The 26230-nt window shown below is 53.2% G+C and carries 26 protein-coding genes; 18 read left to right on the top strand and 8 right to left on the bottom strand.

Going from position 1 to position 26230, the window contains the following annotated elements:
• Positions 1 to 5 precede the first annotated feature (5 nt).
• Complete coding sequence (locus tag BQ6873_RS10980; protein ID WP_076592678.1) at positions 6 to 1517, top strand: B12-binding domain-containing radical SAM protein; 1512 nt, start codon at positions 6 to 8, stop codon at positions 1515 to 1517.
• A 2-nt stretch (positions 1518 to 1519) separates the two neighbouring features.
• Here BQ6873_RS10980 and BQ6873_RS10975 read toward each other — a convergent pair whose 3' ends face one another.
• Complete coding sequence (locus BQ6873_RS10975) at positions 1520 to 1735, bottom strand: DUF3717 domain-containing protein (protein ID WP_076594076.1); 216 nt, start codon at positions 1733 to 1735, stop codon at positions 1520 to 1522.
• A gap of 136 nt (positions 1736 to 1871) precedes the next feature.
• On the opposite strand from BQ6873_RS10975, the gene BQ6873_RS10970 reads away from it, so the two are divergent.
• Positions 1872 to 3557, top strand: coding sequence for a SulP family inorganic anion transporter (locus BQ6873_RS10970; RefSeq protein ID WP_076592677.1), 1686 nt, complete (start codon positions 1872 to 1874; stop codon positions 3555 to 3557).
• A 60-nt stretch (positions 3558 to 3617) separates the two neighbouring features.
• Here BQ6873_RS10970 and BQ6873_RS10965 read toward each other — a convergent pair whose 3' ends face one another.
• Positions 3618 to 4379: a TerC family protein gene (locus BQ6873_RS10965; protein WP_076592676.1), complete on the bottom strand. Its 762-nt coding sequence runs from the start codon at positions 4377 to 4379 to the stop codon at positions 3618 to 3620.
• A 307-nt stretch (positions 4380 to 4686) separates the two neighbouring features.
• Between BQ6873_RS10965 and BQ6873_RS10960 the strand changes: the two genes are divergently transcribed.
• Positions 4687 to 5505 carry a sterol desaturase family protein gene (locus BQ6873_RS10960; RefSeq protein ID WP_076592675.1) on the top strand — a complete coding sequence of 273 codons (819 nt, stop codon included), beginning with the start codon at positions 4687 to 4689 and terminating at the stop codon, positions 5503 to 5505.
• A 32-nt stretch (positions 5506 to 5537) separates the two neighbouring features.
• Here the strand turns inward: BQ6873_RS10960 and BQ6873_RS10955 are convergent, their stop codons facing one another.
• Positions 5538 to 6221, bottom strand: a complete 684-nt coding sequence (locus BQ6873_RS10955) for a GntR family transcriptional regulator (protein ID WP_076594075.1) — start codon at positions 6219 to 6221, stop codon at positions 5538 to 5540.
• Between the two features lie 172 nt (positions 6222 to 6393).
• Between BQ6873_RS10955 and BQ6873_RS10950 the strand changes: the two genes are divergently transcribed.
• A complete protein-coding gene (locus tag BQ6873_RS10950; protein ID WP_231949321.1) occupies positions 6394 to 7182 on the top strand; it encodes an alpha/beta fold hydrolase in 789 nt (262 codons plus the stop codon).
• Positions 7172 to 8410 (top strand): iron-containing alcohol dehydrogenase, encoded by a 1239-nt coding sequence (locus BQ6873_RS10945; RefSeq protein WP_076592674.1) that lies wholly within the window; start codon positions 7172 to 7174, stop codon positions 8408 to 8410. The genes BQ6873_RS10950 and BQ6873_RS10945 overlap by 11 nt, the downstream gene beginning before the upstream one ends.
• 111 nt (positions 8411 to 8521) lie before the next feature.
• On the opposite strand, the gene BQ6873_RS10940 is transcribed toward BQ6873_RS10945, so the two are convergent.
• From BQ6873_RS10940 to BQ6873_RS10920, 5 genes are all read right to left on the bottom strand, one after another.
• A complete protein-coding gene (locus tag BQ6873_RS10940) occupies positions 8522 to 9229 on the bottom strand; it encodes an ABC transporter ATP-binding protein (protein WP_076592673.1) in 708 nt (235 codons plus the stop codon).
• A complete protein-coding gene (locus BQ6873_RS10935) occupies positions 9229 to 9996 on the bottom strand; it encodes an ABC transporter ATP-binding protein (RefSeq protein ID WP_076592672.1) in 768 nt (255 codons plus the stop codon). The genes BQ6873_RS10940 and BQ6873_RS10935 overlap by 1 nt, the downstream gene beginning before the upstream one ends.
• On the bottom strand, positions 9993 to 11027 hold the full coding sequence (locus BQ6873_RS10930; RefSeq protein ID WP_076592671.1) for a branched-chain amino acid ABC transporter permease: 1035 nt from the start codon (positions 11025 to 11027) through the stop codon (positions 9993 to 9995). Before BQ6873_RS10930 ends, BQ6873_RS10935 begins: the two co-directional genes overlap by 4 nt.
• A complete protein-coding gene (locus tag BQ6873_RS10925) occupies positions 11024 to 11905 on the bottom strand; it encodes a branched-chain amino acid ABC transporter permease (protein ID WP_076592670.1) in 882 nt (293 codons plus the stop codon). The genes BQ6873_RS10930 and BQ6873_RS10925 overlap by 4 nt, the downstream gene beginning before the upstream one ends.
• Before the next feature lie 72 nt (positions 11906 to 11977).
• A complete protein-coding gene (locus BQ6873_RS10920) occupies positions 11978 to 13258 on the bottom strand; it encodes an ABC transporter substrate-binding protein (RefSeq protein ID WP_076592669.1) in 1281 nt (426 codons plus the stop codon).
• 630 nt (positions 13259 to 13888) lie between these two features.
• On the opposite strand from BQ6873_RS10920, the gene BQ6873_RS10915 reads away from it, so the two are divergent.
• The 13 genes from BQ6873_RS10915 (at position 13889) to argS (ending at position 26221) form a co-directional block, all read left to right on the top strand.
• The gene (locus BQ6873_RS10915; RefSeq protein WP_076592668.1) at positions 13889 to 14893 is read left to right on the top strand and encodes a Bug family tripartite tricarboxylate transporter substrate binding protein; all 1005 of its coding nucleotides are present in this window, start codon (positions 13889 to 13891) and stop codon (positions 14891 to 14893) included.
• Between the two features lie 15 nt (positions 14894 to 14908).
• Positions 14909 to 15415, top strand: a complete 507-nt coding sequence (locus BQ6873_RS10910) for a tripartite tricarboxylate transporter TctB family protein (protein ID WP_076592667.1) — start codon at positions 14909 to 14911, stop codon at positions 15413 to 15415.
• Positions 15416 to 15452: 37 nt separating this feature from the next.
• Positions 15453 to 16961: a tripartite tricarboxylate transporter permease gene (locus BQ6873_RS10905; RefSeq protein WP_076592666.1), complete on the top strand. Its 1509-nt coding sequence runs from the start codon at positions 15453 to 15455 to the stop codon at positions 16959 to 16961.
• Positions 16958 to 18616, top strand: a complete 1659-nt coding sequence (gene mdcA / locus BQ6873_RS10900; RefSeq protein ID WP_407928028.1) for a malonate decarboxylase subunit alpha — start codon at positions 16958 to 16960, stop codon at positions 18614 to 18616. The genes BQ6873_RS10905 and mdcA overlap by 4 nt, the downstream gene beginning before the upstream one ends.
• A gap of 6 nt (positions 18617 to 18622) precedes the next feature.
• On the top strand, positions 18623 to 18937 hold the full coding sequence (gene mdcC, locus BQ6873_RS10895) for a malonate decarboxylase acyl carrier protein (RefSeq protein ID WP_076592665.1): 315 nt from the start codon (positions 18623 to 18625) through the stop codon (positions 18935 to 18937).
• A complete protein-coding gene (locus tag BQ6873_RS10890) occupies positions 18934 to 19833 on the top strand; it encodes a biotin-independent malonate decarboxylase subunit beta (RefSeq protein WP_076592664.1) in 900 nt (299 codons plus the stop codon). Before mdcC ends, BQ6873_RS10890 begins: the two co-directional genes overlap by 4 nt.
• Positions 19826 to 20533 carry a biotin-independent malonate decarboxylase subunit gamma gene (locus BQ6873_RS10885; RefSeq protein ID WP_076592663.1) on the top strand — a complete coding sequence of 236 codons (708 nt, stop codon included), beginning with the start codon at positions 19826 to 19828 and terminating at the stop codon, positions 20531 to 20533. The genes BQ6873_RS10890 and BQ6873_RS10885 overlap by 8 nt, the downstream gene beginning before the upstream one ends.
• Before the next feature lie 5 nt (positions 20534 to 20538).
• A complete protein-coding gene (gene mdcG, locus BQ6873_RS10880) occupies positions 20539 to 21225 on the top strand; it encodes a malonate decarboxylase holo-[acyl-carrier-protein] synthase (RefSeq protein ID WP_076592662.1) in 687 nt (228 codons plus the stop codon).
• On the top strand, positions 21201 to 22070 hold the full coding sequence (mdcB, locus tag BQ6873_RS10875; protein ID WP_231949320.1) for a triphosphoribosyl-dephospho-CoA synthase MdcB: 870 nt from the start codon (positions 21201 to 21203) through the stop codon (positions 22068 to 22070). Before mdcG ends, mdcB begins: the two co-directional genes overlap by 25 nt.
• Complete coding sequence (locus BQ6873_RS10870; protein ID WP_076592661.1) at positions 22067 to 22984, top strand: ACP S-malonyltransferase; 918 nt, start codon at positions 22067 to 22069, stop codon at positions 22982 to 22984. The genes mdcB and BQ6873_RS10870 overlap by 4 nt, the downstream gene beginning before the upstream one ends.
• Before the next feature lie 45 nt (positions 22985 to 23029).
• Positions 23030 to 23806 carry a GntR family transcriptional regulator gene (locus tag BQ6873_RS10865; RefSeq protein ID WP_076592660.1) on the top strand — a complete coding sequence of 259 codons (777 nt, stop codon included), beginning with the start codon at positions 23030 to 23032 and terminating at the stop codon, positions 23804 to 23806.
• Between the two features lie 199 nt (positions 23807 to 24005).
• Positions 24006 to 24404, top strand: coding sequence for a gamma-glutamylcyclotransferase family protein (locus tag BQ6873_RS10860; RefSeq protein WP_076592659.1), 399 nt, complete (start codon positions 24006 to 24008; stop codon positions 24402 to 24404).
• 77 nt (positions 24405 to 24481) lie between these two features.
• Positions 24482 to 26221: an arginine--tRNA ligase gene (gene argS / locus BQ6873_RS10855; RefSeq protein WP_076592658.1), complete on the top strand. Its 1740-nt coding sequence runs from the start codon at positions 24482 to 24484 to the stop codon at positions 26219 to 26221.
• The last annotated feature ends 9 nt before the right edge of the window (positions 26222 to 26230 follow it).

Genomic DNA, 26230 nt, shown 5'->3' with positions numbered 1-26230 from the left:
GCCTCATGACCATACTGCTTTCCACACTCAACGCCCGTTACACGCATGCATCGCTGGGTTTGCGCTATCTGCAGGCAAACATGGGCGACTTGCAGGACGTCACGCAATTGCAGGAATTCGTCATCGGCGCGCGTACGACCGATATGGCTGAAAAGCTATTGCAAAACAAGCCACGCATCATCGGTTTCGGCGTCTATATCTGGAATGTGGAAGAAACCACCAAGCTGGTCGCCCTGCTCAAGCGCGTCGCGCCGGAAGTGGTGATCGTGCTGGGCGGGCCGGAAGTGTCGTATGAGTCATCCGAGCAGAGTATCGTGCAACTGGCGGACTATCTGGTCACTGGTTGGGGCGACGTCACCTTCCCGCAATTGTGCAAACAGATCTTGCACGGTCCAAAGCCATTGATGAAGATACATGCCGGTGTGCAACCGCCATTGGCTGAGTTGAACATGCCGTATGACTTGTACACCGAAGACGACATCAAGAACCGCACGCTGTATGTAGAAGCGTCGCGCGGTTGTCCGTTCAAATGCGAATTCTGTTTGTCAGCACTGGACAAGACCGCATGGCCTTTCGATCTGGATAAATTCCTGAGTGAGCTGGAATCGCTGCATGCGCGCGGCGCACGCTTGTTCAAATTCGTCGATCGTACTTTCAATCTAAATATCAAATCCAGCTTGAAGATCATGCAGTTCTTCCTCGACAAGCTAGAAGCGTATCCGGAAGATCCGGTCTATGCCCACTTTGAAGTGGTGCCCGATCATTTGCCGGATGCCTTGAAAGAAGGCATCAAGAAATTCCCGGCCGGTACGCTGCAGTTTGAAATCGGCATCCAGAGTTTCAATCCCGATGTGCAGACCTTGGTCAGTCGCAAACAGAATAATGAAAAAGCAGCGGAAAATATCCGTTGGCTGTGCGAGAACTCGCATGCGCATTTGCACGTTGATTTGATTGCCGGTTTGCCGGGTGAAGATATAGCCAGCTTCGCACAAGGCTTTGATCGTTTGCTGGAACTGAAGCCGCATGAAATTCAATTCGGTATCTTGAAGCGCTTGCGTGGCACACCGATTATTCGCCATACCGAAACTTACGGCCTGGTGTTTGATCCGCATCCACCGTACACGATCTTGGCGACGGATCGTATCGACTTCAATGCGATGCAGCAGTTGGTACGCTTTGCCCGCTACTGGGATTTGATTGCCAACTCGGGACGTTTTGCACATACCTTGCCGTTGATATTGCACGCGTCTGCATCGGATTCGCCATTTGCCAACTTCATGCGTTTATCGAATTGGTTGTATGCGACTACCGATGCGACCAACCGGATTGCATTGGAACGGCTGGCGGTGCTGGTCGCACAATGGCTGGTGACGGAAGGCATGGATGAGGAAGAGGCGAGCGATGTGTTGCGTAGCGATTATGCGGGGCAAGCCAATACCAAGCTGAAGGCACAGGCGGCGCGTAAGACGGAGAAAGCCTTGTTGCAACGCCAGGCGCAGCACATGGCGGTAAGTTGATTTCAGGCAGTTTGTTTGCGCCAGGCATCGATCAATTGTCGGCAAGCCTGATCCAAAGATGTGTAGGAGATGGATTTTTGTTGATGGAAGATCATTAGCGCGTACAGCTTTGCCAGTTCGTTGACTTCCGGCGATAGCGCGCGCTCCTCACCTAGTGAGGGACGCAAGTTGCGCCAATAGTTGATCGCTTCTTCCAGCTCTGGCAGTGTGATATCCATCGGCTTATTGTACGCGCGCTCATAGTCGCGGTAAAACGAGTAGGTCATGAGCAATAAAACAGCGTTGCGCGGCGGTAAGCTGCAGTGAGCTGAGTCAATTTAATCAAGCAATATTTCTGAACAGTATTTTCCCAATATGAATTCTGGTTTCGACATCAAACGGTTTTTCCCTTTCCTTAATTGGCCGCGGCCGACTGTTGCTTCGTTGAAGAACGATGCGTGGGCAGGTATCAGCGTTGGTCTGGTCTTGATTCCGCAAGCGGTGGCGTATGCGACTTTGGCCGGGATGCCGGCAGCAACCGGTTTGTATGCGGCCTTGATTCCGAGTGTGATTGGTATCTTGTGGGGCTCGTCAGCCTTGCTGGCGGTTGGTCCGGCGGCGCTGACCAGTTTGCTGGTGTTCGGTTCGTTGTCACCGATGGCAGTACCGGCGAGTATGCAATGGGTGACGTTGGCAATCTGGTTATCGATTTATACCGGCGGGATACAGTTTTTGCTCGGTGCATTTCGGCTCGGTGGTTTGGCGAATCTGGTGTCGCAGCCGGTCATCATCGGCTTTATCAATGCGGCGGCCATCATCATCATGATGTCGCAATTGCCGGCCTTGATCGGTGTGCCCGATTTGTTCGTGGCGAATATAGGTGATGTATTTGCACGCGTCATCGATGCACCTTCCATCATGCTGATGACCAGCCTATTCGGCATAGGCTCCTTGATTTTGCTGATCGCGAGCAAGCGTTTCTTTCCGCGTTTCCCTGGAATTTTGCTGGTGACGATACTCGGCACCGCATTAAGCTGGGCGGTCGGCTACAACGCGACTGGCGCAGCGATCGTTGGCGATATCGACAAGGGTTTGCCACCACTAGTTTGGCCATCAGCGATTTCATTCGATCAGCATCGCGATCTGTGGTCGGCGGCTTTGGTGCTGGCTTTGATCAGTTTTACCGAAGCGATGTCGAGTTGCCGCGTGTTGGCACGCAAGCGACGTGAGCGTTGGGATGAGAATCAGGAATTGATCGGTCAGGGTTTGGCGAAAATGGCGAGTGGTTTCAGCGGTGCCTTCCCGGTCAGCGGTTCTTTTTCGCGTTCGGCGCTTAATCTGTATGCAGGTGCGACTAGCGCGTGGTCAACCTTGTTCAGTGCCTTGTGCGTGTTGTTCAGTTTATTGTTTTTGGCAGATCTGCTGTATTACCTGCCGCGCGCGGTATTGGCGGCGATGATTATCGTGCCGGTATTTGGCTTGTTCGATTTTTCTGCATTCAAGCGCTTGTTTGTAATCTCGCGCGATGATGCGGCGATTGCGATAGTGACCTTTGTTGTGACGATAATCGCGATGCCGCGTTTGCATTGGGGTGTGGTCGCGGGTATTACGCTGACGATGGTGTCTTATCTGTATCGTCACATGCAGCCGCGCATTATTGAAGTCAGCGAGCATGAAGATGGCACTTTGCGCGACAGCCTGCGCTTTGAATTGCCACGACTGGCTCCCGGTGTGCTGGCGGTGCGTATCGATGCTGCGCTCAACTTTCTGACTGGTGCAGCGTTGGAGCGTTTTGTGGTTGCGCGTTGCAGCGCCGATCACGATATCCGTTCGGTATTGCTATGTGTAGGTTCGGTCAATGATATCGATGCCAGTGGCGTCGATACGCTGGAATCCTTGCATGCAACTTTGCACAGTCAAGGTATTACTTTGTATGTGTCTGCCATCAAGAAGCAGGTGTGGGATGTGCTGGATAATGCGGGCTGGATCAAGGCCTTGGGGCAGGAGCATATCTTCATGACTGATCATGAAGCGATACTGGCGATGCGGAAAACCGCCTGATCGAAAAACTACTGGATAAAGAAATGGCGCGATAAAGACTTTCTTTATCGCGCCGTTTTTTTATTTATCCGTTGCTGCTTCGTCGGACGCATACGGCGCATGCAGATGCACGGGTTTGGCGCGTGAACGCATGCGGATGTTGATCAACTCCACCACCAGTGCAAATGCCATCGCGCTATAGATATAGGCTTTGGGTATGTGTTGATCGAAGCCTTCAGCAATCAGCACAATACCAATGGCGACCAGGAATGCCAGCGCCAAAATCTTGATCGATGGATGGCGTGAGACGAAGCGGCCGATCGGTCCGGCAAACAGCATCATCAAGGCAACGGAAGAAATCACTGCGGCTACCATCACTTCGATCTGCTCAACCATGCCGACCGCCGTAATGATGGAGTCCAGCGAAAACACCATATCGACCACCATGATCTGCAGAATCACGGCAGTGAAGGTGGCCTTGACCGTGCTCGACGTGTGGCCCTCTTCACCTTCCAGCGATTGATGGATCTCCCCCGTACTTTTCCAGATCAGAAATAGTCCGCCACCTATCAGTATCAAGTCTCGCCCCGAGATTTCCTGATTCATGACGGTAAATAGTGGTGCCGTCAGGCCGACTATCCAGGCCAATACCATCAGCAAGCCTATGCGCATGAACATGGCGATGAACAAGCCCAGCTTGCGCGCGAATTCTCGTCGTTCGACCGGAAGCTTGTCGACCAATATCGAAATAAAAATGATGTTGTCTATGCCCAGCACCAGCTCCAGTGCGGTCAAGGTAATGAAGGCCATCCAGATTTGTGGATCTGAGATCAGTTCAAGCATGGGCAAATTCTCCAGTGACTTTCAAGATAAAAGGCGAGGCCGGTTTCTCTATTGCATGTATTGCATTCGGGTATTGCTCGATGCGGCGCTGCGGACGGCTATATCAACCGCAGGGTGCTGGCTGTCTTCATCCCTGTCTCCCGGTTTTCTTGTTTGTTATGTGCATATCAACTACGCAGTTGCACATTAGCAGGTAAAACAGCGCGCGCCAACAGAATCGAAACAGATGCTTGACAGTGTCTTCGGATATAACTAATATATCAGTCATACACAATAAGAATAATTCATCTACTTCTGGAGATTTATCATGATGAGTGAACGCCAGCGGAAATTCCGCGAACAATACAAGGCCGACATCAGTCCGCTTTACAACGGTTTATTGCATATCGGCGTGATGTACGCGACCGGTATAGCCGCAATCTGGTATTGCCTGACGCAATTGCAGAATGCAGGCTGGGAATGGTTGATCGTTATTCCGGTATTTTTGGCAGGTAATTTTGTCGAATGGGCCATGCACCGCTTTGTCATGCATCGCAAAATCGATGTCTATGCATTGCGTGCGATTTACGACCGGCATACCCGTCAACATCATCAATACTTCACTGACAATGAAGCGACGATAGATACAACACGTGAATTCCGCATTGTGTTTTTCCCGTGGCGCGTCTTGATTACCTTGGGTGTGGGTGGCTTGACGCTGGGTTATCTGGCATCAATCATCATCAATGCGAACGCAGGTTACATCCTGTTCATGACGATGGTTGCGCAGTATTTGATCTACGAAACATTCCACTATTGCTGTCACGTGCATGAGAACTGGTTTGTACGCAACGTCCCGTTCATCAATACGATCCGTCGTCACCATACTGCACATCACAATCAAGGGATCATGATGAAGTACAACATGAACCTGACCTTCCCGATTGCTGACTGGGTGATGGGTACGACAGATCTGGACCGCGGTTTGCTGGGCCATCTGTTCAACGGCTATAGCGAAAAGCACATCAAGGAAGATCTCAAGCCGATCATCAAGCGCTTCCGTTACGACGATTCTCGCGTAACGCTGGACGGCCCGCAGTTGACCAAGGAAGAAGAAGCAACCATCGATCGCGGTCTGGTGATTTGATGCAATAACGCCGGGCATGCCCGGCGTTGTCATTACATATCCGACATCAGTGTGGCTTTGGTGAAGGTTTCGATGTTATCCAGCAGCAGGTCGAGACTTTCGCCGGCTGCATTCACATCACCTTTGGCAATGGCTCCTGCGACTGCGGCATGCAAGCGTGCCATTTCAGGTACGTCGGCAGCTTGTTTGTAGTGGAAGTACCAGAAGCGACGTGATAGACCATGCATCAAGCGCATCGCACCTTCGGCAAATTCATTACGCGCTGCAACTAGCGACAATTCATTGAATTCCCGGTCGGAGCGCAAGAAGGCAACGTCATCGTCGGTAGCTGCGGAATGTATGAATTCATCGTGCAATCGCGCAAAGCGCTCACGTTCTTCAGGCAATGCGCGGCGCGCGGCGCTCTTGCAGACTAGGCGCTCTACTTCACGACGTGTTTCCAGCAGCTTGAGTTGTTTGCGCAGATCGATTTCAGGAACCAGCAAGCCGCGTTGTGGCAGTACCAGCAATAAGTGCTCACGCGCCAGACGCTGGATGGCTTCACGAATTGGGGTGCGACCGATATTCAGCATCTCGCTCAAGGTCAGTTCGGAAATCACTGATCCAGGCGGAATGCGCAAGGTGATGATCGCTTCTTCGATTTGTTCGTAAGCGATATCAGTCAGCTTGAGCTTGGGTTCGGCCATGTCTTGCATTGCAGATTGAGGGGACGACATTTTTGTCTGCTTTGCAGTTTTTGTTGCACCTGATTTGCGTGGCGCTTTTTTGGTGGCTGTCATGGGGCGATCAAATGGTTGTGGTCAGTCTGGATGGGAGATACAGCTTGTTGTGCATGCTTGCAATTATGGTTTTAAAAAACAGTTTTGCCTACTGTAATTCATCTTATATATGACTAGTATGATAAATTTCAATCAGATTTCTGTACAGCAAGACGATCCAATGGACGTGGTTTGTCGCGGTGATGGTGCAGTCACGATCGTAGCGTTGCATGGAATCCAGGGAACACGTGCCAGCTGGCAGCCAGTAACCGAGGCCTTGGGCGATCAAGTTCGCTGGGTATTACCGAATATGCGCGGACGTGGCCAGGCTTTTCGCGGGCATGGCGACGCAGATTACAGTCTCGACGAGTTCGCCAAAGAAATCGCTAAAGTCATTACCCGCTATGTGACTACGCCGCGCTATGTACTAGCCGGCTGGAGCATGGGTGTGTCGGTCACGTTGGCGACCATGGCTTTGCTGAAGGAACAGGGCGTGCCCCTGCCGCAAGCTTTGATCCTGATGTCGGGTAGCCCGGTATTGCAGCAAACCAGTTGGTTCCATGCCACCGAGCATGGCGCCTTGCTGCAAGAAATCACGGCGCGGGAACAAAGACTGGGTTTGCGCGATGCGGCAGACCGTGACGCAGTCGCCTGGAGTTGGCAAAGCATTAGCCAAAGCGATCAGCGCGCTTTGTTGCCGACGATGGATTTGCCGGTTCTGATCGTACATGGCAGCGCCGATGAAGACTCGCCTTATGTGCATGCGCAGTTATTAAAACGCGGTTTGCCACAAGCACAACTGAGCACGATAGACGATGCGATGCACAGCATCCTCACGCAAAACACAGCGCGCGTTGTTGACGAAATGCGCGCTTTTTTATCTGATCTTCCAACCCTGCGGAGTTCCCATGAGAAGTAATGATTTGATCCATTTTTGCCCGCCTGCACGGGTTGTCCTTGGTTGCGGTAGCCGCGCGCAATTACCTGCCTTATTGGAGCGCCTCGGCTATAAATCCGGTGTGCTGGTGACGGATACTTTTTTCAGCAAGCAAACACCCTGGGTGCGCGAGTACCTGGCTGCGGCTGAAGCACTGGGTATTTCGACTATCGTGTTTGATGGTGGCGCAGCCGATCCAACCACGACCTTGTGCGATGACGCGACCAAATTGATACGCGCACAAATCGGCGCGACGCAACCGGATCACATCATCGCCCTCGGCGGTGGCAGCAATATTGATCTGGCTAAAGCTTTGTGTGTGACGATACCCGACGGTTTGCCGGTAAAAAACTTTATCGGCGCCCTGCCTGCTGCACCCAAGGCTTTGCCCTTGATTGCATTGCCCACAACAGCCGGTACCGGTTCCGAAGCGACACCCGGTGCGATCCTGATTGATCCGTCTAACGCGACCAAAGTCGCGGTGATGGATAACGTCTTGCGCCCGGTGATTGCACTGATCGATCCGGAATTTACTTATACCTGCCCGCCGCGCGTGACTGCGGATTCAGGTGTGGATGCCTTAACCCATGCAGTGGAGTCTTACCTGACTCTGGATTCGGCTGAATTCGATCGCGGCGGTCAGGTCGATCCCGGCTATAGCGGACGTTCTTCGCTGACCATGTTGTTTGCGCGTGAAGCGATAGCTCTGTGCGCACGTTTCTTGATGCGCACCTACAAGGACGGCAGCGATACCGAAGCGCGCATAGGCATGGCATATGCCAGCCACTATGCTGCACTGTCATACGGCGGTGCGGGTTTGAATGCAGTACACGGTATTGCTTATGCAGTTGCCGGACTGACGCACGCCACGCACGGCAGTACCAATGCGGTGATGTTGCCATACGTGCTGGACGCCTTGCGCACAGTGCGTGCAACGGAATTGCTGGAAGTTGCGCGCCTGTTCGGCATCGATACCAAAGACCAAGCGAGTGCCTTGCGTCAGTTGCCGGTATTGATACGCGACCTGATCGGTCAGCTCGGCATCCCGACGACTTTGCAGGCATTTGGTGTCGGCCAGGAGCATCTGGCAGGACTCACGCAGGATGCGCTGGCGGTGACCCGTTTGGCCAAGGCTTTCCCGGTAAAAGATGTGCCCGCTACCTATGCACACATCATCGATGCAGCATGGCATGGCAAGCTTGGCGACTAAGCGGGGTAAATGAAAGCAGGAAAATAAAAGGGCTGCATCTGCAGCCCTTTTTACATCTTCACCTTTGCCAATTTGCCGACCTGCATTGTGTACAGGCCGACTTCGGTGGCCTCAGGTTCCCTTGATGATCTTCATCGTCGCTGTATCGGCTTCGGCTTGCGCCAGTGTTCCTTCAAACACGATCTCACCACGTTCGATCACATACAGGCGATCTGCAAAAGGCGGCAAGTGATAGAAGTTGGATTCGGCCAGCAACACGCCGCGTCCCTGTTTCAAAATACTTTGCAAGCCTTCGCTAATGGTCGGGATGATGGCCGGTGACAAACCTTCGAAGGCTTCATCCAGCAACAAGAGTTCAGGATCCAGTGCGAGTGCGCGGGCGATCGATACCATCTTGCGTTCGCCGCCGGATAGCTGTTGCCCACCGCGATGCAGGTATTGCTTGAGCTTGGGGAAGACTGCATACGCTTCATCGATACGCTCTTGCGCACTGCGTGCCGATTTGCGCGTCCAGGTCGGCAGCGCGATATTGTCTTCAACCGTGAGGTCGCCAAATACATCGCTGCCTTCTGGCGTATAGCCGAGGCCGAGTTCAACGATCTTGTGCGTAGGCATGCCGTTGATTGCGTCGCCTTTCCATTTGATCGCGCCGGATTTCAGCGGCTGGAAACCCATGATGGAGCGGAAGGTGGTGGACTTGCCGGCACCGTTGCGCCCGACCAGGCATACCAGTTCACCCGGCTCGATGCGCATAGAGATATCGCGCATGACCGGATTGCCGGCCAGGATGACATTGACGTTTTCAAGTGCGAGGGACATCAGTGCGCTCCTTTGCCGACGACGATGGACATTACTTCTTCATTGGCAAAAAATTCATCGCGCGGCAAGTCGGCGATCTTCTTGCCGCCCTGCATCGCAATGATGCGTGTCGAATAGCGCGATACCAGATCCATATCGTGTTCTACCAGCATGATTGCTTCAATTCCCATATGTTTGGCGGCACGTAACAGGGTTTCCATGACGCCGTGTTTATCGGCGGTGGAAACGCCTGCAGTCGGTTCGTCCAGCAGCATGACTTTCGGATGCAGTGCAAAAGCACTCGCCACGTCGAGCAGCTTGCGACGGCCATGCGGCAGGGAACCGCCCTTGGTATCCAGCCATGGCGACAGGCCGAAGGCATCGGCGGTACGGACGACGATATCGTTGACCTTGCGGTTGCCGAACAAATGGCCGAAGCCGTTCCAGCGCATATTCAAATACGAACAGGCAGAGACGGCTATCGTTTCGCGTACCGTCAGTTCAGGGAAAATACTGGTGAGCTGGAAGGCACGTGCGAGGCCACGCGTTGCAAGATCAACCGCACCGACACCGGCAATATTGGAACCATTGAAATGGACGTTGCCGGTAGTTGGCTGATGCAAGCCGGTCAGTACGTTGACCAGCGTGGTCTTACCGGCACCGTTAGGCCCGACTACGGAAACGAATTCACCGCGCGAGACTGAGAGGTCCACATTGTGGAGCGCGATGAAGTCGCCATAGTGACGCGAGATCTGCGTTGCATGGAGCAATACATCATTGGTACTCATGCTTGCTCTCCCTTCTTCGACTTGAATTTGTGGATCGCACCCATGATGCCGCCGGGTAGAACTATCACCAGGATCGCCAGGATCGCACCGAGGAAGAAACGCCAATATTGCGTGAGCGACGACAATTCATCCTGCAGCAGGATGAAGACGAAGGCGCCCAATACTGGACCGAGGAACTCTTGATAGCCGCCGAGTACCGCCATGAAAACGAGGTGGCCGGAGTGCGTCCAGTAAGCCAGTTCAGGATCGGCTAGGCCGGTATTCACGCCGAGGATCACGCCGCCTATCGATGCGTAGACGGCTGAAATGACAAATGCAATCGCACGTACGCTACGAATTTTGACGCCGAGGTACAGTGCCTTCACCGCATTGTCCCGCGAAGCCATCAGGTGTATGCCGTAAGGAGAACGCACGATGCGCCACATCACCAGTGTCAGTAACAGAATCATTACTAGGCAGTAGTAGTAAAACGGCCCGCCGAGGAAAGCTGTCTTGTCGAACTGATCCAGCTCCATTCCGAACAAGGTCGGGCGTGGCACGCGCATGCCGCTGTCACCACCGGTGATGTAATAGAACTTGTTGAGGAAGGAGTGGAACAGCATACCGAATGACAAAGTCAGCATGCCGAAGAAGATGCCTGTAAAACGACTCGCCAGCCATGCTATCGGTATCGAAATAATGGTCGATGCCACGATTGCGGTCAGCAACATCAGCTCGAATGACACCATGCCGGTCTTGGCCACCATAGCCGCTGCTGCATACGCACCGATCGCGATGAAGAGTGCATGACCGAAGGACAGCAAGCCACCATAGCCGAACAGCAGGTTGAAGCCGAGCAGGATCACGGCATAAGCAAAGAATGGAATCAACAGCGTCATGTAGTACTGGCTGACGACCAGTGGTGCAACCGCCAGCATGGCGACGACCAGGCCGCCTGCGATCAGTTTGACACGGGAGATACCCGGTGGTGCAACGAACTCCAATTCTTCCGGCGCCGTAATAGGCGCACTGTGTACGGTATCGGTTCTCATGCTTCAGCCTTTCCATAGAGACCTGCCGGCTTCCAGATCAGGACCGCCAACACAATTGCATAGATAGCCAGGATTTCAGCTTCCGGGTAATACATGGCGCTGAGTGCGCGTATCAGGCCGACGATGAGGGCACCGACTGCTGCGCCTTTCATGCTGCCGAGACCACCGATGACGACCACCGCAAATGCCTCGACCACCAGTTCGACGCCCATTTCCAGCGATGCCGCTGCATTCGGGATCACCAGTGCGCCACCTATCGTGCCGAGCATGGTGCCGAGGGTGAACACCATCACATACACGCGGGTCACATTGATGCCCATTGCCGCGCTGGTTTCACGATTCTCTGCAGTAGCACGCAGGATCTTGCCAGTCTTGGTTTTGCCGAGGAAATAAGCCATGCCGATCGCGAGTGCAACTGCAACTGCAATCACCATCACGTTATAGGTCGGCATGCTGACACCGAAGGCCGACATGGTGCCGAAGGTCATCGAAACGTTCGGCAATTGCTGCGGGTCGGCACCCCAGAAGAAGCGCAGTACATCCTGAAACATCAACATCACTGCAAAGGTCAGCAGCAACTGGAAGGATTCAGGACGGTTGTAAATAGTGCGTATCAGTCTTTCCAGCGGGATGCCGATCAGGCCGATGACGATGCCGGCGCCGAGCAGGACGAATGGAAATAAATGAACCGGCAAGCCTTTGCTCAATGCCCATGAAGTGACGAAGATGCCGAAATATGCGCCGAGCGCATAAATCGATCCGCACGCCAGGTTGATGATGCGCTGCACGCCGAAGATGAGTTGCAAACCGGATGCGACCAGGAACAAGACTGCTGCCTGGAAGATGCCGGCCAAAAGGATATTAAAAAACGGAGCCATAGATACACCCCTCCCTGGCTGATACTAATTACTAAGTATTGGCCAGGGAAGTTCCCTCCTCTTTGTCAGGTGTTAGATCTTGAAGTTTGCGGTATTCAGCCATTCCCAGAAATCCGCGCCTGTCGGTTTCTGCAATTGGTCGGAATACATGGTCTCGACTGATGCCAGTGTCGGGAAGTCGTAGTTATTTTTATTGGTCGACAAGCCCTGATGGAAAGTCTGGTTGGCAATATGGTCGGCGCGCATTGCACCTTTACCGCCGAGCGACTCGATCTGCACACCTGGTATCGCCAGGCAAATTTCTTCCGCTGTAGGCCAGGATTTTTTCGCTGCCAGTGCTTTCTCTAGGCCAGCCTTGTAGACCATCATGGAGAAATACGCGCGGTCAGCTTCCCAGTGCGGGTAATCCTTGTACTTGTCGGCATACCATTTGACGAATTCCTTCTGCGTTGCCGATGCTTTCGGATCATCGAAGTACATCGTGTTATGACCCCAGACGATGCCTTCAGGTGTGAACTCTTTTTTCATCGCGGTGTGTTGCCAGCCGGCGGCCGGCAAGACGAAGCGTGTACCTTCGGTGAGACCGGCGTTGTGCGCCTGTTTCATGAAGACCGGCAAATCGGCAAACAGCAGCGATGAAAAAATCAGGTCAGGCTTGGCAGCCTTCAGTGCAGCGACGTTGGCGGTGAGGTCTAGGTTGCCGATCTTCGACCATTGTTCGGATACGACTTCGTGTTCGATGCCGTATTTCTTCAACAGCGCCTGGAATGCGGTCCAGGTATTGCGGCCATACGAGTAATCAGGGTTGACGCAAGCGATGCGCTTGAACTTGCCTTTGAAATGTTTGATCGCCAGCAGCGAGGCCATCACCGCTTCGCACTCGTTATCCGTGCTGCGGAATACATACTTAGGCTTAGGCATGGTTTCTTTCACGCCGTCCTGCGTGGTGCCATCCCAGAAAATGGTTGGCATGCGCGAATCTTCAGCGGCCGGTGCCAGCGCCAGGCTGACGCCGGAGGACACGATGCCTTGTACGCAATCCACTTTTTCCTGTAGCACCAGTTTGCGGAAGCGATCGATGGTGTCTTTCGGTGAAGTCTCTTCCTGGATCACCAGTTCGACTTTGCGGCCGCCGATACCACCGGCCGCATTGATGCGGGCAGTGGTCCATTCGACTCCGCGCAAGCCGCATTCGCCGATAGTGCCGGCGACACCGCCACGCGGTGCAATGATGCCGACGCGTAAAGGTTTGTTTTGTGCGAAGGCAGGGATGCCAAGTAATCCGGTCGCGATGCCAGCACCGGCAGCTTTTAAAACGGTACGTCTTTGAAGCGATGAAACGGGCTTTTTCATAGTCTCCTCCAGAGGATGGGAATGGGTCTCGAAACGATTTATATATTAATTATGTCCATCTAAGATATCACAAATATTTCTCCGTGCGATTGATTATCATAGTCGCACTCTTTTGATGACCGTCAAACAATCAGTATCGGAATAGGGTGATAGCAGTGTTTCCCCTCTGGGGCGACTCTTGAAAGTCCTATTAGTTATGGGCGCAGAAATTGTGAATACTGGTCAGCTTCGTCTGGTCATTTTGTACCGCAGAAGATCCCGATCTTTACCCTCTTTAGCCCATCGATTACTCGCTGCCGCGTATACAAAATACGACAGATGTACAGCCAGTAAAGGCCGTTAAGTAATGCGTCGTGTGTTACTGCAAGGTGGCGTGATTGCTGGCCGCCCTCAGGAAAGCCTGGTGCCCAGCAAGTTAGTGCTTTAGCGGAAAAGATGAGCCAGTCAAAATCTGCATTCTTGACTCAGATAATTGTTGTATTTCGGTCGAAATTCGATGAATTAAAAAACCTGTAAAATTGATTGACACAACTAATATATAAGCAGAATATATCAATCAGGTGCAAAAGCACCACCAACCAGACCGTGCGATTTACGAGTTTGCGCGGCAAAATAATCAGGAGACAAAACATGTTCAACCGCCTCAACGCCACACGTGCGTCGCTTTCTTTCGTCGCCGCAACCATGCTCTGCTCCACGGCCTTCGCGTGGGAACCAACCAAAGCCGTCGAAATGGTCTTGCCTTCCGGTAGCGGTAGCGGCACCGATCAAATGGCACGTTTGATGTCCAGTATCGTCGTCAAACACAGTCTTGCCAACAAGCCATACATCGTGACGCCTAAAGGTGGTGCCGGTGGTGCGGAAGGTTTCATCGATTTGAAAACTTCGCCAGGCAATCCAAACAAGATTCTGATTTCTGCATCGCACATGTATATGTTGCCGCTGACGGCGAATGTCCCTTTCACATGGAAAGACATGACGCCGGTCGCCAATCTGGTGATGGATGAATTTGTACTGTGGGTAAATGCCGCTTCACCATATAAAACTGCCGCTGAATTGTTGGCAGCAGCCAAAGCCAAGCCAGGTGAAATTCGTGCCGGTGGTGCCGGTTCCAAGCGTGAAGACAATCTCTTGTTCGCCGCGATAGAACAAGCAGCAGGCGTTAAATTCAATTACATCCCATACAAAGGCGGCGGCGATGTGGCGACGCAATTGGTCGGCAATCACATCGATGTCTCCGTCAACAATCCGGTTGAAGCCGTTTCGCAATGGCGTGCTGGTCAACTGCGTCCGCTGTGTGTGTTCGATGACAAACCGATGGCACAAACCGACAAAGTTACTGCGACGGAATCATGGTCCAGCATTCCAACTTGCAAATCGGTTGGCCTGAACGTGACTTATCTGATGCAACGTAGTGTGTTCCTGCCTTCTGGTGTCAAACCGGATCAGGTTGCTTATTACGTCGATCAGATGAAGAAGATAGTTGCAACACCAGAATGGAAAGAATTCTCCAATCGCAATGCTTTCAAAGATGCCCTCCTCACCGGCCCAGCTTTGCAGAAATTCCTCCAGACCGATGCAGACATGCATTACGACTTGTTGAAAAAAGCAGGTTTCCTGGCAGCGCCTCAATAAACGGAGCGTCTACAAATGGATAGCAATGAAAAAGAGGGCCGTGTTCTTATCAAACACGGTGTGGCGGAACTCGCCTGTGCGCTGGCATTTTTCATCGCCGGTGGTGTGCTGATGTGGGATAGCTATCACCGCGGCGCAGGCTGGGGAACTACCGGACCCAAGTCCGGTTATTTCCCCTTCCGCATCGGCGTGATCATGTGTATTGCAGCCTTGTTCGTTATGTACAACAGCACACGCAACAAGGCGCTCAGCAATTCATCTTTCGTCACGCGTGAACAGATCAAGCCGGTACTGCAAGTACTGGTGCCTATCATCGGCTTCGTCATCGTGGCGCAATTTCTCGGCATGTATATCGCAGCGATTTTGTTGATCGGTGGCTTCATGCGCGTGTTGGGTAAATACAGTTGGCTGAAATCGGCAAGCGTCAGTTTGGCAGTCGCAGCAGTCGTGTTCTGGTTGTTCGAAATTCAATTCATGGTTCCGTTGATCAAGGGCCCACTTGAAGCGGCATTCGGGTACTGAATACCGCTAATAAAGATATCCATAGAAGGAGACATTCATGGAAGAGTTGGGTTATTTGATGCACGGGTTTTCTGTCGCCCTCACGGGACAGCATATTTTGATGATGTTCATAGGCGTCACGCTGGGCATCCTGATCGGCGTATTGCCGGGATTGGGCGGGCCAAATGGCGTGGCGATTCTATTGCCGCTGACGTTTTCGATGGAGCCGACGGCCGGCATCATTTTGTTGTCGTGCCTGTATTGGGGCGCTTTGTTCGGTGGTGCGATTACTTCGATTTTGTTCAACATTCCGGGCGAGCCGTGGTCGGTGGCAACGACCTTCGACGGTTATCCGATGGCGCAGAAAGGCAAAGCCGGCGAAGCATTGACTGCAGCTTTTAGCGGTTCGTTCATCGGTGCGTTTTTCTCGGTGGTCTTGATCACCTTCCTCGCACCGCTGGTTGCTTCGTTCGCGTTGAAGTTTGGTCCACCGGAATTCTTCGCAGTTTATCTGCTGACTTTTTGCAGCTTTGTTGGCATGGGTGGCGGTTCGCCATTCAAAACCATACTCGTGATGATGCTGGGTTTCGGTCTTGCCACCATCGGTATGGATACCATCACTGGCGGCCTGCGTATGACGTTTGGTTTTGATGAGCTGTTGCGTGGTGTCGACTTCCTGATTGTCGTGATCGGTTTGTTCGGCATAGGTGAAATTCTGTTGACGATGGAAGAAGGTTTGGCCTTCCGCGGCAAGCAGGCTGGTATTAATCTCAAGGTCGTCTTGCAGACATGGCGTCAGTTGCCGCGTTACTGGGCATCGCTGGTTCGCAGCTTTCTGGTCGGTGCATGGATGGGTGTCACGCCAGGCGGTGCGACGGCGGCATCCTTCATGGGTTACGGCATCGCACAACGTTTCTCAAAAGAGAAAGATCAGTTCGGCAAGGGCAGCCTGGAAGGCGTATTAGCACCGGAAACCGCAGCACATGCATCCGGCACGACAGCGTTGCTGCCTATGCTCGCACTCGGTATTCCGGGTTCGGCAACAGCAGCAGTGTTATTGGGTGGCTTGATGGTGTGGGGTTTACAACCGGGGCCGATGCTGTTCGTCGAGCAGAAGGATTTTGTCTGGGGTTTGATCGCCAGTATGTATCTCGGTAACGTGGTCGGCTTGATCGTGGTCTTGAGTACCGTGCCTTTCTTCGCTGCGATTCTACGTGTGCCTTTCACCATCGTTGCTCCCATCATCATTTTGTTGTGTGCGATCGGTGCTTATACCGTGCATGGCGCGATGTTCGATGTGTGGTTGATGGTCTTGTTCGGCGCAGTTGGTTATGTGTTGAAGAAGCTGGACTATCCATTGGCACCTTTGGTGTTGGCGATGGTGTTGGGCGACAAGGCAGAAGACGCCTTCCGCCAAACCATGTTGTTGTCGCATGGTGGCATGAGCATCTTCTGGTCCAACTATCTGGTCGGCACGATCACTACGCTGGCATTGATTACCTTGGTATGGCCATTGATTTCCAGCTTGCTGGGCAAGCGCACTAAAGTAGTGGAGGTCGTAGCATGAAAATGTCCCCGGACTTTCAGTGGGATACGCTGGCACGTAACACAGCGGCGCGCCTTAAACGTGGTGCGCCGCACGCCAACGGCAAAGTAGTCGCGGCAGAGAATATCGCTGCATTGCTGCACTCGGTCATAGAATCTGGTGACCGCGTGTGCGTCGAAGGCAACAACCAGAAGCATGCCGATTTTCTGGCACTGGCTTTATCCAAACTCGATGCAAATCTTGTGCACGATCTGCACATCATTCAATCGAATCTGGCTTTGGCCTCGCATCTGGATGTGTTCGAACGTGGAGTCGCATCGCGCCTTGATTTTTGTTACTCCGGTGAACAAGGCGTGCGGCTGGCGCGCCTGATCAAAGCTGGAAAAATCAATGTCGGTGCGATCCACACCTATCTAGAACTGTACGGTCGCTACTTCATGGACCTGACACCGCGCGTCTCGCTGATAGCCGCACAAAGTGCAGATGCCAATGGCAATTTGTACACCGGGCCGAATACCGAAGACACGCCGGCTGTCGCCGAAGGCACAGCATTCAAGAACGGCATCATCATCGCGCAAGTCAATGAAATCGTTGATACCGTACCGCGTGTCGATGTGCCTGGTGATTGGGTCTCGTATGTGGTGCAGGCACCCAAGCCGCATTACATAGAACCGATCTTTACCCGCGATCCGGCACAGATTACCGAGACACAAATTCTGATGGCGATGATGGTCATCAAGGGTTTGTATGCACCGTATGGCGTTACGCGCTTGAATCACGGCATTGGCTTCGATACGGCTGCGATTGAATTGATCCTGCCGACGTATGCCGAGTCACTCGGTTTGCGCGGCAAGATCTGCAATTACATGACGGTCAATCCTTGTCCGACACTGATTCCGGCGATTGAATCCGGTTTCGTCAAAGGCATACATTGCGCCGGCTCAGAACTTGGTATGGAAGAGTACGTGCGAGCACGTCCCGATGTGTTCTTCAACGGGCCGGACGGCAGCATGCGTTCGAATCGCGTGTTCTGTCAGATCGCAGGTCACTACGCTGACCTCTTCATCGGCTCGACTTTGCAGGTTGATACGCAAGGCAATAGCTCAACCGCTACGCTCAATCGCATCACTGGTTTTGGCGGCGCACCCAACTTCGGTTCCGAGTCACGTGCACGTCGTCACGTCAGTTATCCGTGGTTGAAGGCCGGCCAGGAATCGGCGGCAGCCACAGGCGCCACCATGCCGCGCGGCCGCAAGCTGGTAGTGCAGATGGTCGAATCTTTCCGCGAAAAAATGAGTCCTACTTTTACCGAAAAGCTGGATGCATGGCAGTTGATGGAAGACCTCTCGCTCGATCTGCCACCAGTCATGATTTATGGCGATGACGTCACGCAGATCGTGACCGAAGAAGGCATCGCGCATTTGCATAAATGCAGCAATCCGCAAGAGCGCGAGCAAGCGGTGCGCGGTGTCGCTGGCTTTACCGAAGTCGGTATGAAGCGCGATCAACGTGTAGTCGATAACTTGCGCGATCGCGGTGTGATTCAGCGTCCGGAAGATATAGGTGTCGATGTCTCGCTGGCGACACGTGATCTGCTGGCCGCGAAGTCCATGAAGGATTTGGTCAGATGGTCAGGCAATCTCTATCAACCCCCTAACAGATTCAGAAATTGGTAGGCATCCATGCAAACACTTGAATTTGAAATCGGTCCTTGTGCCAACCCGGATCACAGCATAGGCAGCGGTCTGGTCGGCGTAGTTGGTTCCGGCAATCTGGAAGTGCTGTTCGAACCAGCGGAGTTGAACGACAAGGTGAAGTTCGTGATTGAAACCTCGGTGCACGGTTTCGATGAAACCTGGCGTGCGGTTACACGCACTTGCGCTGAACGTTATCGCCTCGCCAATCTGGTCATCACCATCAACGATGCGGGTGCCACGCCTGCGGTTGTGAGCTTGCGCCTGATGCAAGCGGTGGAAGAATTCAGGAGTACACAATGAGCGAACAGCATAAAAGTTATCTTGAGCGGACGGCACGCAGACGTGTCGCCGATCTGCTCGATGCCGGCAGCTTCCGTGAAATTCTGCCGCCGTCGGAACGTCATTTCAGTCCGCATCTTCCTGTGCTTGGGCAACCGGTTGCATTCGATGATGGCATCGTGATTGGTGAAGGATTATTGAGTGGTGCCAAGGTTTTGATCGCGGCGCAAGAGCCTGCCTTTATGGGCGGTTCGGTTGGAGAAATCCATGGTGCCAAGATGACCGGCTTGCTGGAGCGTGCGCTGGTACAGCGTCCTGCTGCCGTGTTGCTCTTGCTCGATACCGGCGGCGTGCGCCTGCATGAAGCCAATGCAGGCTTGATCGCGATTTCAGAAATTCAACGCGCGGTGTTTGACGTGCGTCATGCAGGCATACCCGTGATTGTCTTGATTGGCGGTTCCAACGGTTGTTACGGCGGCATAGGCATCGTCGCCAAATGTTGCGATCACATGATTATTTCGGAAGAAGGCCGCTTGTCGGTGTCTGGCCCCGAAGTGATAGAAGCAGCCAAAGGTGTAGAAGAGTTCGATGCACGTGATCGCGCTTTGGTCTGGCGCACCATGGGTGGCAAGCATCGCTATCTGATGGGTGATGCCGACATGATCGTGCCGGACGATGTCGCTGCATTCCGCGATGCTGCAGTCAGTTTGCTGGGCGCGTCAAAACCGCTGACGCTGGAAACCATCACGCAAGAACATCAGGCACTGCAATCACGTATGCAACGTTTTTCTGCTTGCGCCGATGCGACACAGATCTGGCAGGCATTGGGTGTCGCCGAACCTAAGAATGTGCCATTGGCAGAGATACCGGAATTTCTTGAGATGAGTGCGCACGTCAGGAGAGAAGAACATGCTTGAGTGGAAAGAATTATGTGATCAGCTTTTTCCGGACGGACATACAGTCAGCGCCAACGGTGCAGTGCTGAGTGGACAAGGACGGATAGGCGACGCGACGATAGCCGTGATCGGTACTTCCGGTCACGCCGCCATCGGTGTGGACATCGCCTTGCAGTTATCGGATGTGGTGATAGACATCATGAACCAGCAGCCTGGCGCGCCTATTCTGATGCTGGTTGATACGCAGGGGCAGCAGCTTTCCCGTCGTGATGAATTATTGGGCAACAGCCCTTTCCTCGCGCATCTGGCGAAATGCTTTGCAGTGGCGCGTACACGTGGGCATCAACTGTTGAGCGTGGTGTATAGCGAAGCAGTCAGCGGCGGTTTCCTGTCGTTCGGCATGATGGCAGACGAGACCTATGCCGTGCCCGGTGCGCAGATCCGCGTGATGGCTTTGCCGGCGATGTCGCGTATTACCAAATTACCGCTGGAAGAATTGGAAGCGCTCTGCCGTACCTCACCGATACTCGGACCGGGTGCGCATAACTTCGTTGCACTGGGTGCGGTCGAAGCGATTTGGGAAGGTCCGCTGGACGTCTGTTTGAAAACAGCATTGGCAAAGAAAAACACTATCGATCATCGTCGCGAATTAGGTACCAGTCGTGGCGGCCGCACGGGTGCAGTAAAGATAGCAAAACTGGTGCGCGAGCATAGAACCTGACAAAAATGATCAAGCTGCAATCGCCTTCATTCGCATTCAAGCGACACGCACGCGTCTGGCTTAATTGGCCAGATGCGGCTGAATGTATATTTTTGAATAATGCGACGCAGCGTGAGGCGATACAGCAACATGCTGCACGTGGTTTACCCTTTGTTGCGCGTAGCAGGCAGCCTGATGATGGTGCAGATCTTGTACCACTTGGTTTGCGTATGCCGCGTACAGAGGCGGCGCGTTCACTCTCCTTTTGTGTGCCGGCATCGGTTATACGCGATGTCGACGATGCGATATCGTTATCGGAAGCACTGTCATCTGAAAACAACTTGCCGCCACTTTGGCACGATACGTTATTGCATTTGCAGTCCGATGCAGAACGTATAGGTTTGACGTTGCGTGTGTACGGTTCTTTAGCCTGGCAAATCGCGAGCGGTACGCAATACATGGCGGACAATTCGGATATCGATTTATTGGTAATTCCAGATTCGGAAGAACAGGCGCGTGCCGCTTTGCGTTTGCTGGATGCGGTGGAAAAAGAAGGCAACGTACGACTGGATGGCGAAATGATTTTTCCGGATGGTCGTGCCGTCGCATGGAAAGAATTGTTGGCGAATACCCGATTGGTGCTGGTCAAAACCTTGGCTGGCGTCACGCTCACATCGATGGAGTGCGTATGGAAGCAGCCGGCATGGCATTGATATCGACCACAGTCACGACACTGCGTACGCAACAAGTCGTACAAGCTGCCGTGCGCGCTCTCTACGATGAGATGTGTCTGTATCCCAAGCCGGGTTTGGTCAGCAAGATAGACAACGGCAGTCACGATGACATGACGCCCGCATCTTTTGTGAAGAGTCTGTTTTCGCTGCGCCATTTTTTCAGCGCAATTTATCAAGCCGGTGCACGTGATGCTGACTTCGCAGAGTTGGTGCAATTAGGTCTGGTAGCGGAAGCCAGAATGTTGCGCGCAACTGCAGGCATCAATACGCATCGCGGTGCAATCTTCAATCTTGGTTTGTTGTGCGCGACCTTGGGCAACGCCGATGTGAGTGAGCATCGTGTTGATCTGCCGCAATTGCTGATTGATAGTTGGGCCGATGACATCAAGGCGGCAGATAGCAGGAACGGCAGCAATAGCAACGGCAGTGTCGTGTGCCGACAATATGCTGTCGGTGGCGCACGCGGTGAAGCGGCTGCGGGATTTCCACACGTTTTCAAAATTGGCTTGCCCGCTATCATGGCTGTGCGTAATGCAGGTGGCAACGATACTGCTGCACGTTGCCAGGCTTTCTTCGCCATCATGGCTTCGTTGGAAGATACGAATTTATTGCATAGAGGTGGTGCACATGGTTTGCACTATGCGCGCACTGCTGCGCTTTCCTTCCTTGCAGACGGTGGCGTATACACGCTGGATTGGCAGCAGCGTGCGGCGCAGATACATCATCAATTCATTGCACGTCGTTTGAGTCCGGGCGGCACTGCCGATATGTTGGCGGCGACCTTGTTCATTGATGGCTTGAGCGAACGGAGTATGACCGTATGAGCGGATTGGCGATTGCATGCCCAGGTCAAGGCGCACAGCATCCGCAGATGTTCGATCTCGCCTTGCAGTCTTCCGCTGCGCGCGATTGGTTGAAAACTTATTCCGATGCACTGGGCATCGATGTAGTCGATCTTGCAGCACGCGGTGAAAATTTATTTAATAACCGTAATGCGCAATTACTAATCTGCGGCGCAGCGATTGCAACCTGGACCGCATTGCAAGAAAGTTTGCCGCAGCCGGAATTATTTATCGGTTATAGCGTCGGAGAACTTGCTGCTTATGGATGTGCCGGTGCATGGAATGTGCAAGAGATGGCGGTGCTGGTGCCACAACGTGCGCTCTTGATGGATCAGGTTGCGCCTAAGGATGCAGGCATGCTGGCGGTGAAAGGTTTGGATGCCGCAGCGATGCGCATGCTATGCCAACAATATGATCTGGAACTTGCCATCATCAATGGTGAAGATCATTTCGTACTTGGTGGTGTACGTGCCGATATCGAGCGCGCAGTTGTAGGTATCACAGCCGCTGGTCATTGGTGCAAGGCGCTGGATGTGGCGATACCGTCGCATACCTCGGTCATGCAGGCGGCGGTACAGCCCTTCCGGCAATTGCTGACGACGATGACTTTGCATCCACTTGCGGCGCCGGTACTGGCCGGTATAAATGGCATACCGACGGACGCGAGCACGATCGCGTCTACCTTGTCGGCACAAATTGCCGAGCCGGTGCGCTGGCAGGATTGCATGAATGCGACTGTGGAACGCGGTGTGACCGTAGTGCTGGAGCTAGGCCCCGGTCGTGCGCTGAGTCGCATGTTTGATGAAATGGCTGCACCCGTTGAGGCGCGTTCAGTAGAAGATTTTCGTACCCTAGATGGTATCGTCAAATGGGTAGAGACACGACTTTCCACGTAATAAAATCCGTGCAACAAGAATCAGAAAAAAGAAAAGAATATATACATGTCTAATCGTATTGCTCCCAAACCTGTCAGCCTCGCCGACATCCAGCTTGAGCGTCAGCCCTTAACGTCGCCACGTCCTTCGGTTGCCAGTTCGGCAGAACGTGCTTACCGTCGTATAGAAGAAGCCATCGTCACGATGGAGATTCAACCAGGCACGGATGTCAATGAAGCCTTCCTGAGCGACATCGCCGGTTTCGGTCGCACGCCTGTGCGCGAAGCAGTGCGCAAGCTTTGCTTTGAACATTTGCTGGTGGTGAAGCCCAAGCGCGGCATTTATGTGACCGAGATCAATCCGGTCGCGCAACTGCGTCTGCTGGAAGTACGGCGTGAAATAGATAGACTGGTTTTTCAAAATGCAGCGCGTCGCGCAACGCAGGAGCAACGTCGTCAGTTCGCCATGCTGGGGGAAAATTTCCGGCGCTCGGCACTATCCGCCGACAAGATGTTGTTCATCCGTTGCGATAAGGAATTCAATGAACTGTGCCTGAATTGCGCGCGCAATGAATTCCTCACCGGCAGCTTGCGTTCGATTCAGGGTTTGTCGCGACGCTTCTGGTTTTGCCATTACCAAACCTTCGATTACCTGTCGGTGACGGCGCTCTTGCATGCGGGCGTGGCCGAAGCGATTGCCTTTGGCAGTATTGCGCTGGTGGCGGAAGCGGCCGAGCGTCTGGTCGATAGCGCAGAATCGCTGGCAAAACGCGTAGCGGCATTGGACGGCATCATGTCGTCGGATGACGAGGCGCCGTTTCATACCAACACGACTCGCCAGTAACAAACTTGCCCGGATGCCATCGCGTGTATCCGGGTTGATTTTTCCTCCGCATCCAAGCAGTTGAGCCAAGCAATTTCACGCCGCGCCAGAAACAGGCACTTCCCTTAGAATACGAAGTCACATGTCAGGATGCTATGGATGCGCCTCGGCGCAGTCATGTTTCTCTGTTGCATCTATTTCATTTATTCAATCAGTTGTTATGCATATATTTACCTACGGCTCCCTGATGTTTCCGGAAATCTGGCAGCGCGTCGTGCGCGGCGATTACCGATCCGCAGCAGCGACGGCGCAAGGTTATGCCCGATATGCCTTGGCTGACGATACTTATCCCGGCATGATTACGCGGTCGGATGCGGCGGTGGAAGGCGTGGTTTACTTCGATGTGGATGCGGAAGATATCGCTGCGCTGGACGCTTTCGAAGGCAGTGAATATCGTCGCGATTCTGTAGATGTTGTAATAGAATCAGGCGAAATCGTGATAGCGTGTACTTACATCTTTTTGGCGGGACATCGACTCTCGGATGTGCCGTGGGAGCCGCAGGCTTTCCAGATGTCACGCTTTATCGGATCGTATTGCAGCGACAAATTGGACGGATGAGAGCTGGCTAGCCAGTATAATTCCGTCTACGTTTATTCCTATTCAATATTCGGTCTTGTACCGTCAGAAACAACTCCATGCTCGCAGCACAAAAACAACGCCTCACCGAACTCTTCCAAGCCGCCGTCGCACCACTGGTGGCCGGTACCGATTTGCAGCCAACCATCACATTGGAACGTCCACGCGATCCATCGCATGGCGACGTAGCTTGCAATCTGGCAATGCAAATTGCCAAACCGCTCAAGAAAAATCCACGCGAAGTAGCGCAGGCGCTGGTCGCCGCACTGCTCGACAATCCGGCTAATCGTGATCTGATCGAATCGGCTGATATCGCCGGTCCGGGTTTTATCAACCTGCGTCTGACCGCAGCATCGCGCCAAGGCGTGGTCAAAGCCGTCTTGCAGCAAGGTGCGGAATACGGCAAGAGCAATCTCGGCAATGATAAAAAAGTCATCATCGAATTCGTCTCCGCCAACCCAACCGGTCCTTTGCATGTAGGTCATGGTCGTCAGGGCGCATTGGGCGATGCGATGTCGTCTTTGTTCCAGGCGCAAGGTTATGCGGTCACCCGCGAGTTTTATTACAACGATGCCGGCGTACAGATCGCCACACTCGCAACTTCGGTACAGGCACGCGCCAAAGGTTTGAAGCCGGGTGTAGATGGCTGGCCTGAGTCGGCCTACAACGGCGACTACATACAAGACATCGCCAACGACTTCCTCGCGAAGAAAACAGTTTCTGCCAGCGATGGCTTGCCGGTAACCGCCAGCGGCAACATCGATGACATCGAATCGATACGCGCATTCGCCGTCGCTTATCTGCGTCGCGAGCAGGATCTGGACTTGCAAGCCTTTGGCGTCAAGTTCGATAACTACTATCTCGAATCGTCTTTGTACAACGACGGCAAAGTTGCGCAAACAGTCGATGCCTTGATCAAGGCAGACAAGACGTATGAGCTGGATGGCGCGCTGTGGTTGCGTACCACCGACTACCGCGACGACAAAGATCGCGTGATGAAGAAGTCCGACGGTACGTACACCTACTTCGTCCCTGACGTCGCGTATCACACAGTCAAATGGCAACGCGGCTTTACGCAAGCAATCAATGTGCAGGGCAGCGATCACCACGGCACGATAGCGCGTGTGCGCGCCGGTTTGCAGGCGCTCGATATCGGTATTCCGCAAGGCTATCCGGATTACGTCTTGCACAAGATGGTCACCGTCATGCGTAACGGCGAAGAAGTGAAGATTTCCAAACGTGCCGGCTCCTACGTCACATTGCGTGATTTGATCGAATGGTCGAATGGCGAAGTAGTTGAAGGCGAAGTACGCGATCTGACCCGCGGCCGTGATGCAGTACGTTTCTTCCTGATCTCGCGCAAGGCCGATACCGAATTCGTGTTTGACGTCGATATCGCATTGACGCAAGGCGACGAGAATCCGGTCTATTACGTGCAATATGCACACGCGCGTATTTGCTCGGTGTTGAAACAAGCTGAAGGTGCTGACTTTGATGAAGCCGCGTTGGTGAATGTCGATCTGTCGCCATTGACCGCACCGCGCGAAGCATCGCTGCTCGCCAAGCTCGCCGAATATCCAGAGATGCTGCAAAAGGCATTGGAAGAATTGGGCCCGCATCAGGTCGCGTTTTATCTGCGCGATTTAGCAGGCGAATTACATAGCTACTACAATGCAGAACGCGTGCTGGTAGATGATGTCTCATTGAAGATGGCACGCATTGCCCTGATGCATGCAACACGACAAGTATTACGTAACGGTCTGGCCTTGATTGGTGTTTCGGCACCGACCCGGATGTAACAGGAACTC

The organism is Herminiimonas arsenitoxidans (genome assembly GCF_900130075.1).
In the GTDB taxonomy this organism is placed as follows: domain Bacteria; phylum Pseudomonadota; class Gammaproteobacteria; order Burkholderiales; family Burkholderiaceae_D; genus Oxalicibacterium; species Oxalicibacterium arsenitoxidans.
The sequence above is the reverse complement of the archived record's forward strand: the minus strand, read 5'-3'. Positions and strand labels throughout refer to the sequence as shown.

What these genes read in the sequence shown, in the direction of transcription:
- BQ6873_RS10980 (WP_076592678.1), top strand. Translation starts at nt 6, where the DNA reads ATGACCATACTGCTTTCCACACTCAACGCCCGTTACACGCATGCATCG.
- BQ6873_RS10975 (WP_076594076.1), bottom strand. Translation starts at nt 1,735, where the DNA reads ATGGATATCACACTGCCAGAGCTGGAAGAAGCGATCAACTATTGGCGC.
- BQ6873_RS10970 (WP_076592677.1), top strand. Translation starts at nt 1,872, where the DNA reads ATGAATTCTGGTTTCGACATCAAACGGTTTTTCCCTTTCCTTAATTGG.
- BQ6873_RS10965 (WP_076592676.1), bottom strand. Translation starts at nt 4,379, where the DNA reads ATGCTTGAACTGATCTCAGATCCACAAATCTGGATGGCCTTCATTACC.
- BQ6873_RS10960 (WP_076592675.1), top strand. Translation starts at nt 4,687, where the DNA reads ATGATGAGTGAACGCCAGCGGAAATTCCGCGAACAATACAAGGCCGAC.
- BQ6873_RS10955 (WP_076594075.1), bottom strand. Translation starts at nt 6,221, where the DNA reads ATGTCGTCCCCTCAATCTGCAATGCAAGACATGGCCGAACCCAAGCTC.
- BQ6873_RS10950 (WP_231949321.1), top strand. Translation starts at nt 6,394, where the DNA reads ATGACTAGTATGATAAATTTCAATCAGATTTCTGTACAGCAAGACGAT.
- BQ6873_RS10945 (WP_076592674.1), top strand. Translation starts at nt 7,172, where the DNA reads ATGAGAAGTAATGATTTGATCCATTTTTGCCCGCCTGCACGGGTTGTC.
- BQ6873_RS10940 (WP_076592673.1), bottom strand. Translation starts at nt 9,229, where the DNA reads ATGTCCCTCGCACTTGAAAACGTCAATGTCATCCTGGCCGGCAATCCG.
- BQ6873_RS10935 (WP_076592672.1), bottom strand. Translation starts at nt 9,996, where the DNA reads ATGAGTACCAATGATGTATTGCTCCATGCAACGCAGATCTCGCGTCAC.
- BQ6873_RS10930 (WP_076592671.1), bottom strand. Translation starts at nt 11,027, where the DNA reads ATGAGAACCGATACCGTACACAGTGCGCCTATTACGGCGCCGGAAGAA.
- BQ6873_RS10925 (WP_076592670.1), bottom strand. Translation starts at nt 11,905, where the DNA reads ATGGCTCCGTTTTTTAATATCCTTTTGGCCGGCATCTTCCAGGCAGCA.
- BQ6873_RS10920 (WP_076592669.1), bottom strand. Translation starts at nt 13,258, where the DNA reads ATGAAAAAGCCCGTTTCATCGCTTCAAAGACGTACCGTTTTAAAAGCT.
- BQ6873_RS10915 (WP_076592668.1), top strand. Translation starts at nt 13,889, where the DNA reads ATGTTCAACCGCCTCAACGCCACACGTGCGTCGCTTTCTTTCGTCGCC.
- BQ6873_RS10910 (WP_076592667.1), top strand. Translation starts at nt 14,909, where the DNA reads ATGGATAGCAATGAAAAAGAGGGCCGTGTTCTTATCAAACACGGTGTG.
- BQ6873_RS10905 (WP_076592666.1), top strand. Translation starts at nt 15,453, where the DNA reads ATGGAAGAGTTGGGTTATTTGATGCACGGGTTTTCTGTCGCCCTCACG.
- mdcA (WP_407928028.1), top strand. Translation starts at nt 16,958, where the DNA reads ATGAAAATGTCCCCGGACTTTCAGTGGGATACGCTGGCACGTAACACA.
- mdcC (WP_076592665.1), top strand. Translation starts at nt 18,623, where the DNA reads ATGCAAACACTTGAATTTGAAATCGGTCCTTGTGCCAACCCGGATCAC.
- BQ6873_RS10890 (WP_076592664.1), top strand. Translation starts at nt 18,934, where the DNA reads ATGAGCGAACAGCATAAAAGTTATCTTGAGCGGACGGCACGCAGACGT.
- BQ6873_RS10885 (WP_076592663.1), top strand. Translation starts at nt 19,826, where the DNA reads ATGCTTGAGTGGAAAGAATTATGTGATCAGCTTTTTCCGGACGGACAT.
- mdcG (WP_076592662.1), top strand. Translation starts at nt 20,539, where the DNA reads ATGATCAAGCTGCAATCGCCTTCATTCGCATTCAAGCGACACGCACGC.
- mdcB (WP_231949320.1), top strand. Translation starts at nt 21,201, where the DNA reads ATGGAAGCAGCCGGCATGGCATTGATATCGACCACAGTCACGACACTG.
- BQ6873_RS10870 (WP_076592661.1), top strand. Translation starts at nt 22,067, where the DNA reads ATGAGCGGATTGGCGATTGCATGCCCAGGTCAAGGCGCACAGCATCCG.
- BQ6873_RS10865 (WP_076592660.1), top strand. Translation starts at nt 23,030, where the DNA reads ATGTCTAATCGTATTGCTCCCAAACCTGTCAGCCTCGCCGACATCCAG.
- BQ6873_RS10860 (WP_076592659.1), top strand. Translation starts at nt 24,006, where the DNA reads ATGCATATATTTACCTACGGCTCCCTGATGTTTCCGGAAATCTGGCAG.
- argS (WP_076592658.1), top strand. Translation starts at nt 24,482, where the DNA reads ATGCTCGCAGCACAAAAACAACGCCTCACCGAACTCTTCCAAGCCGCC.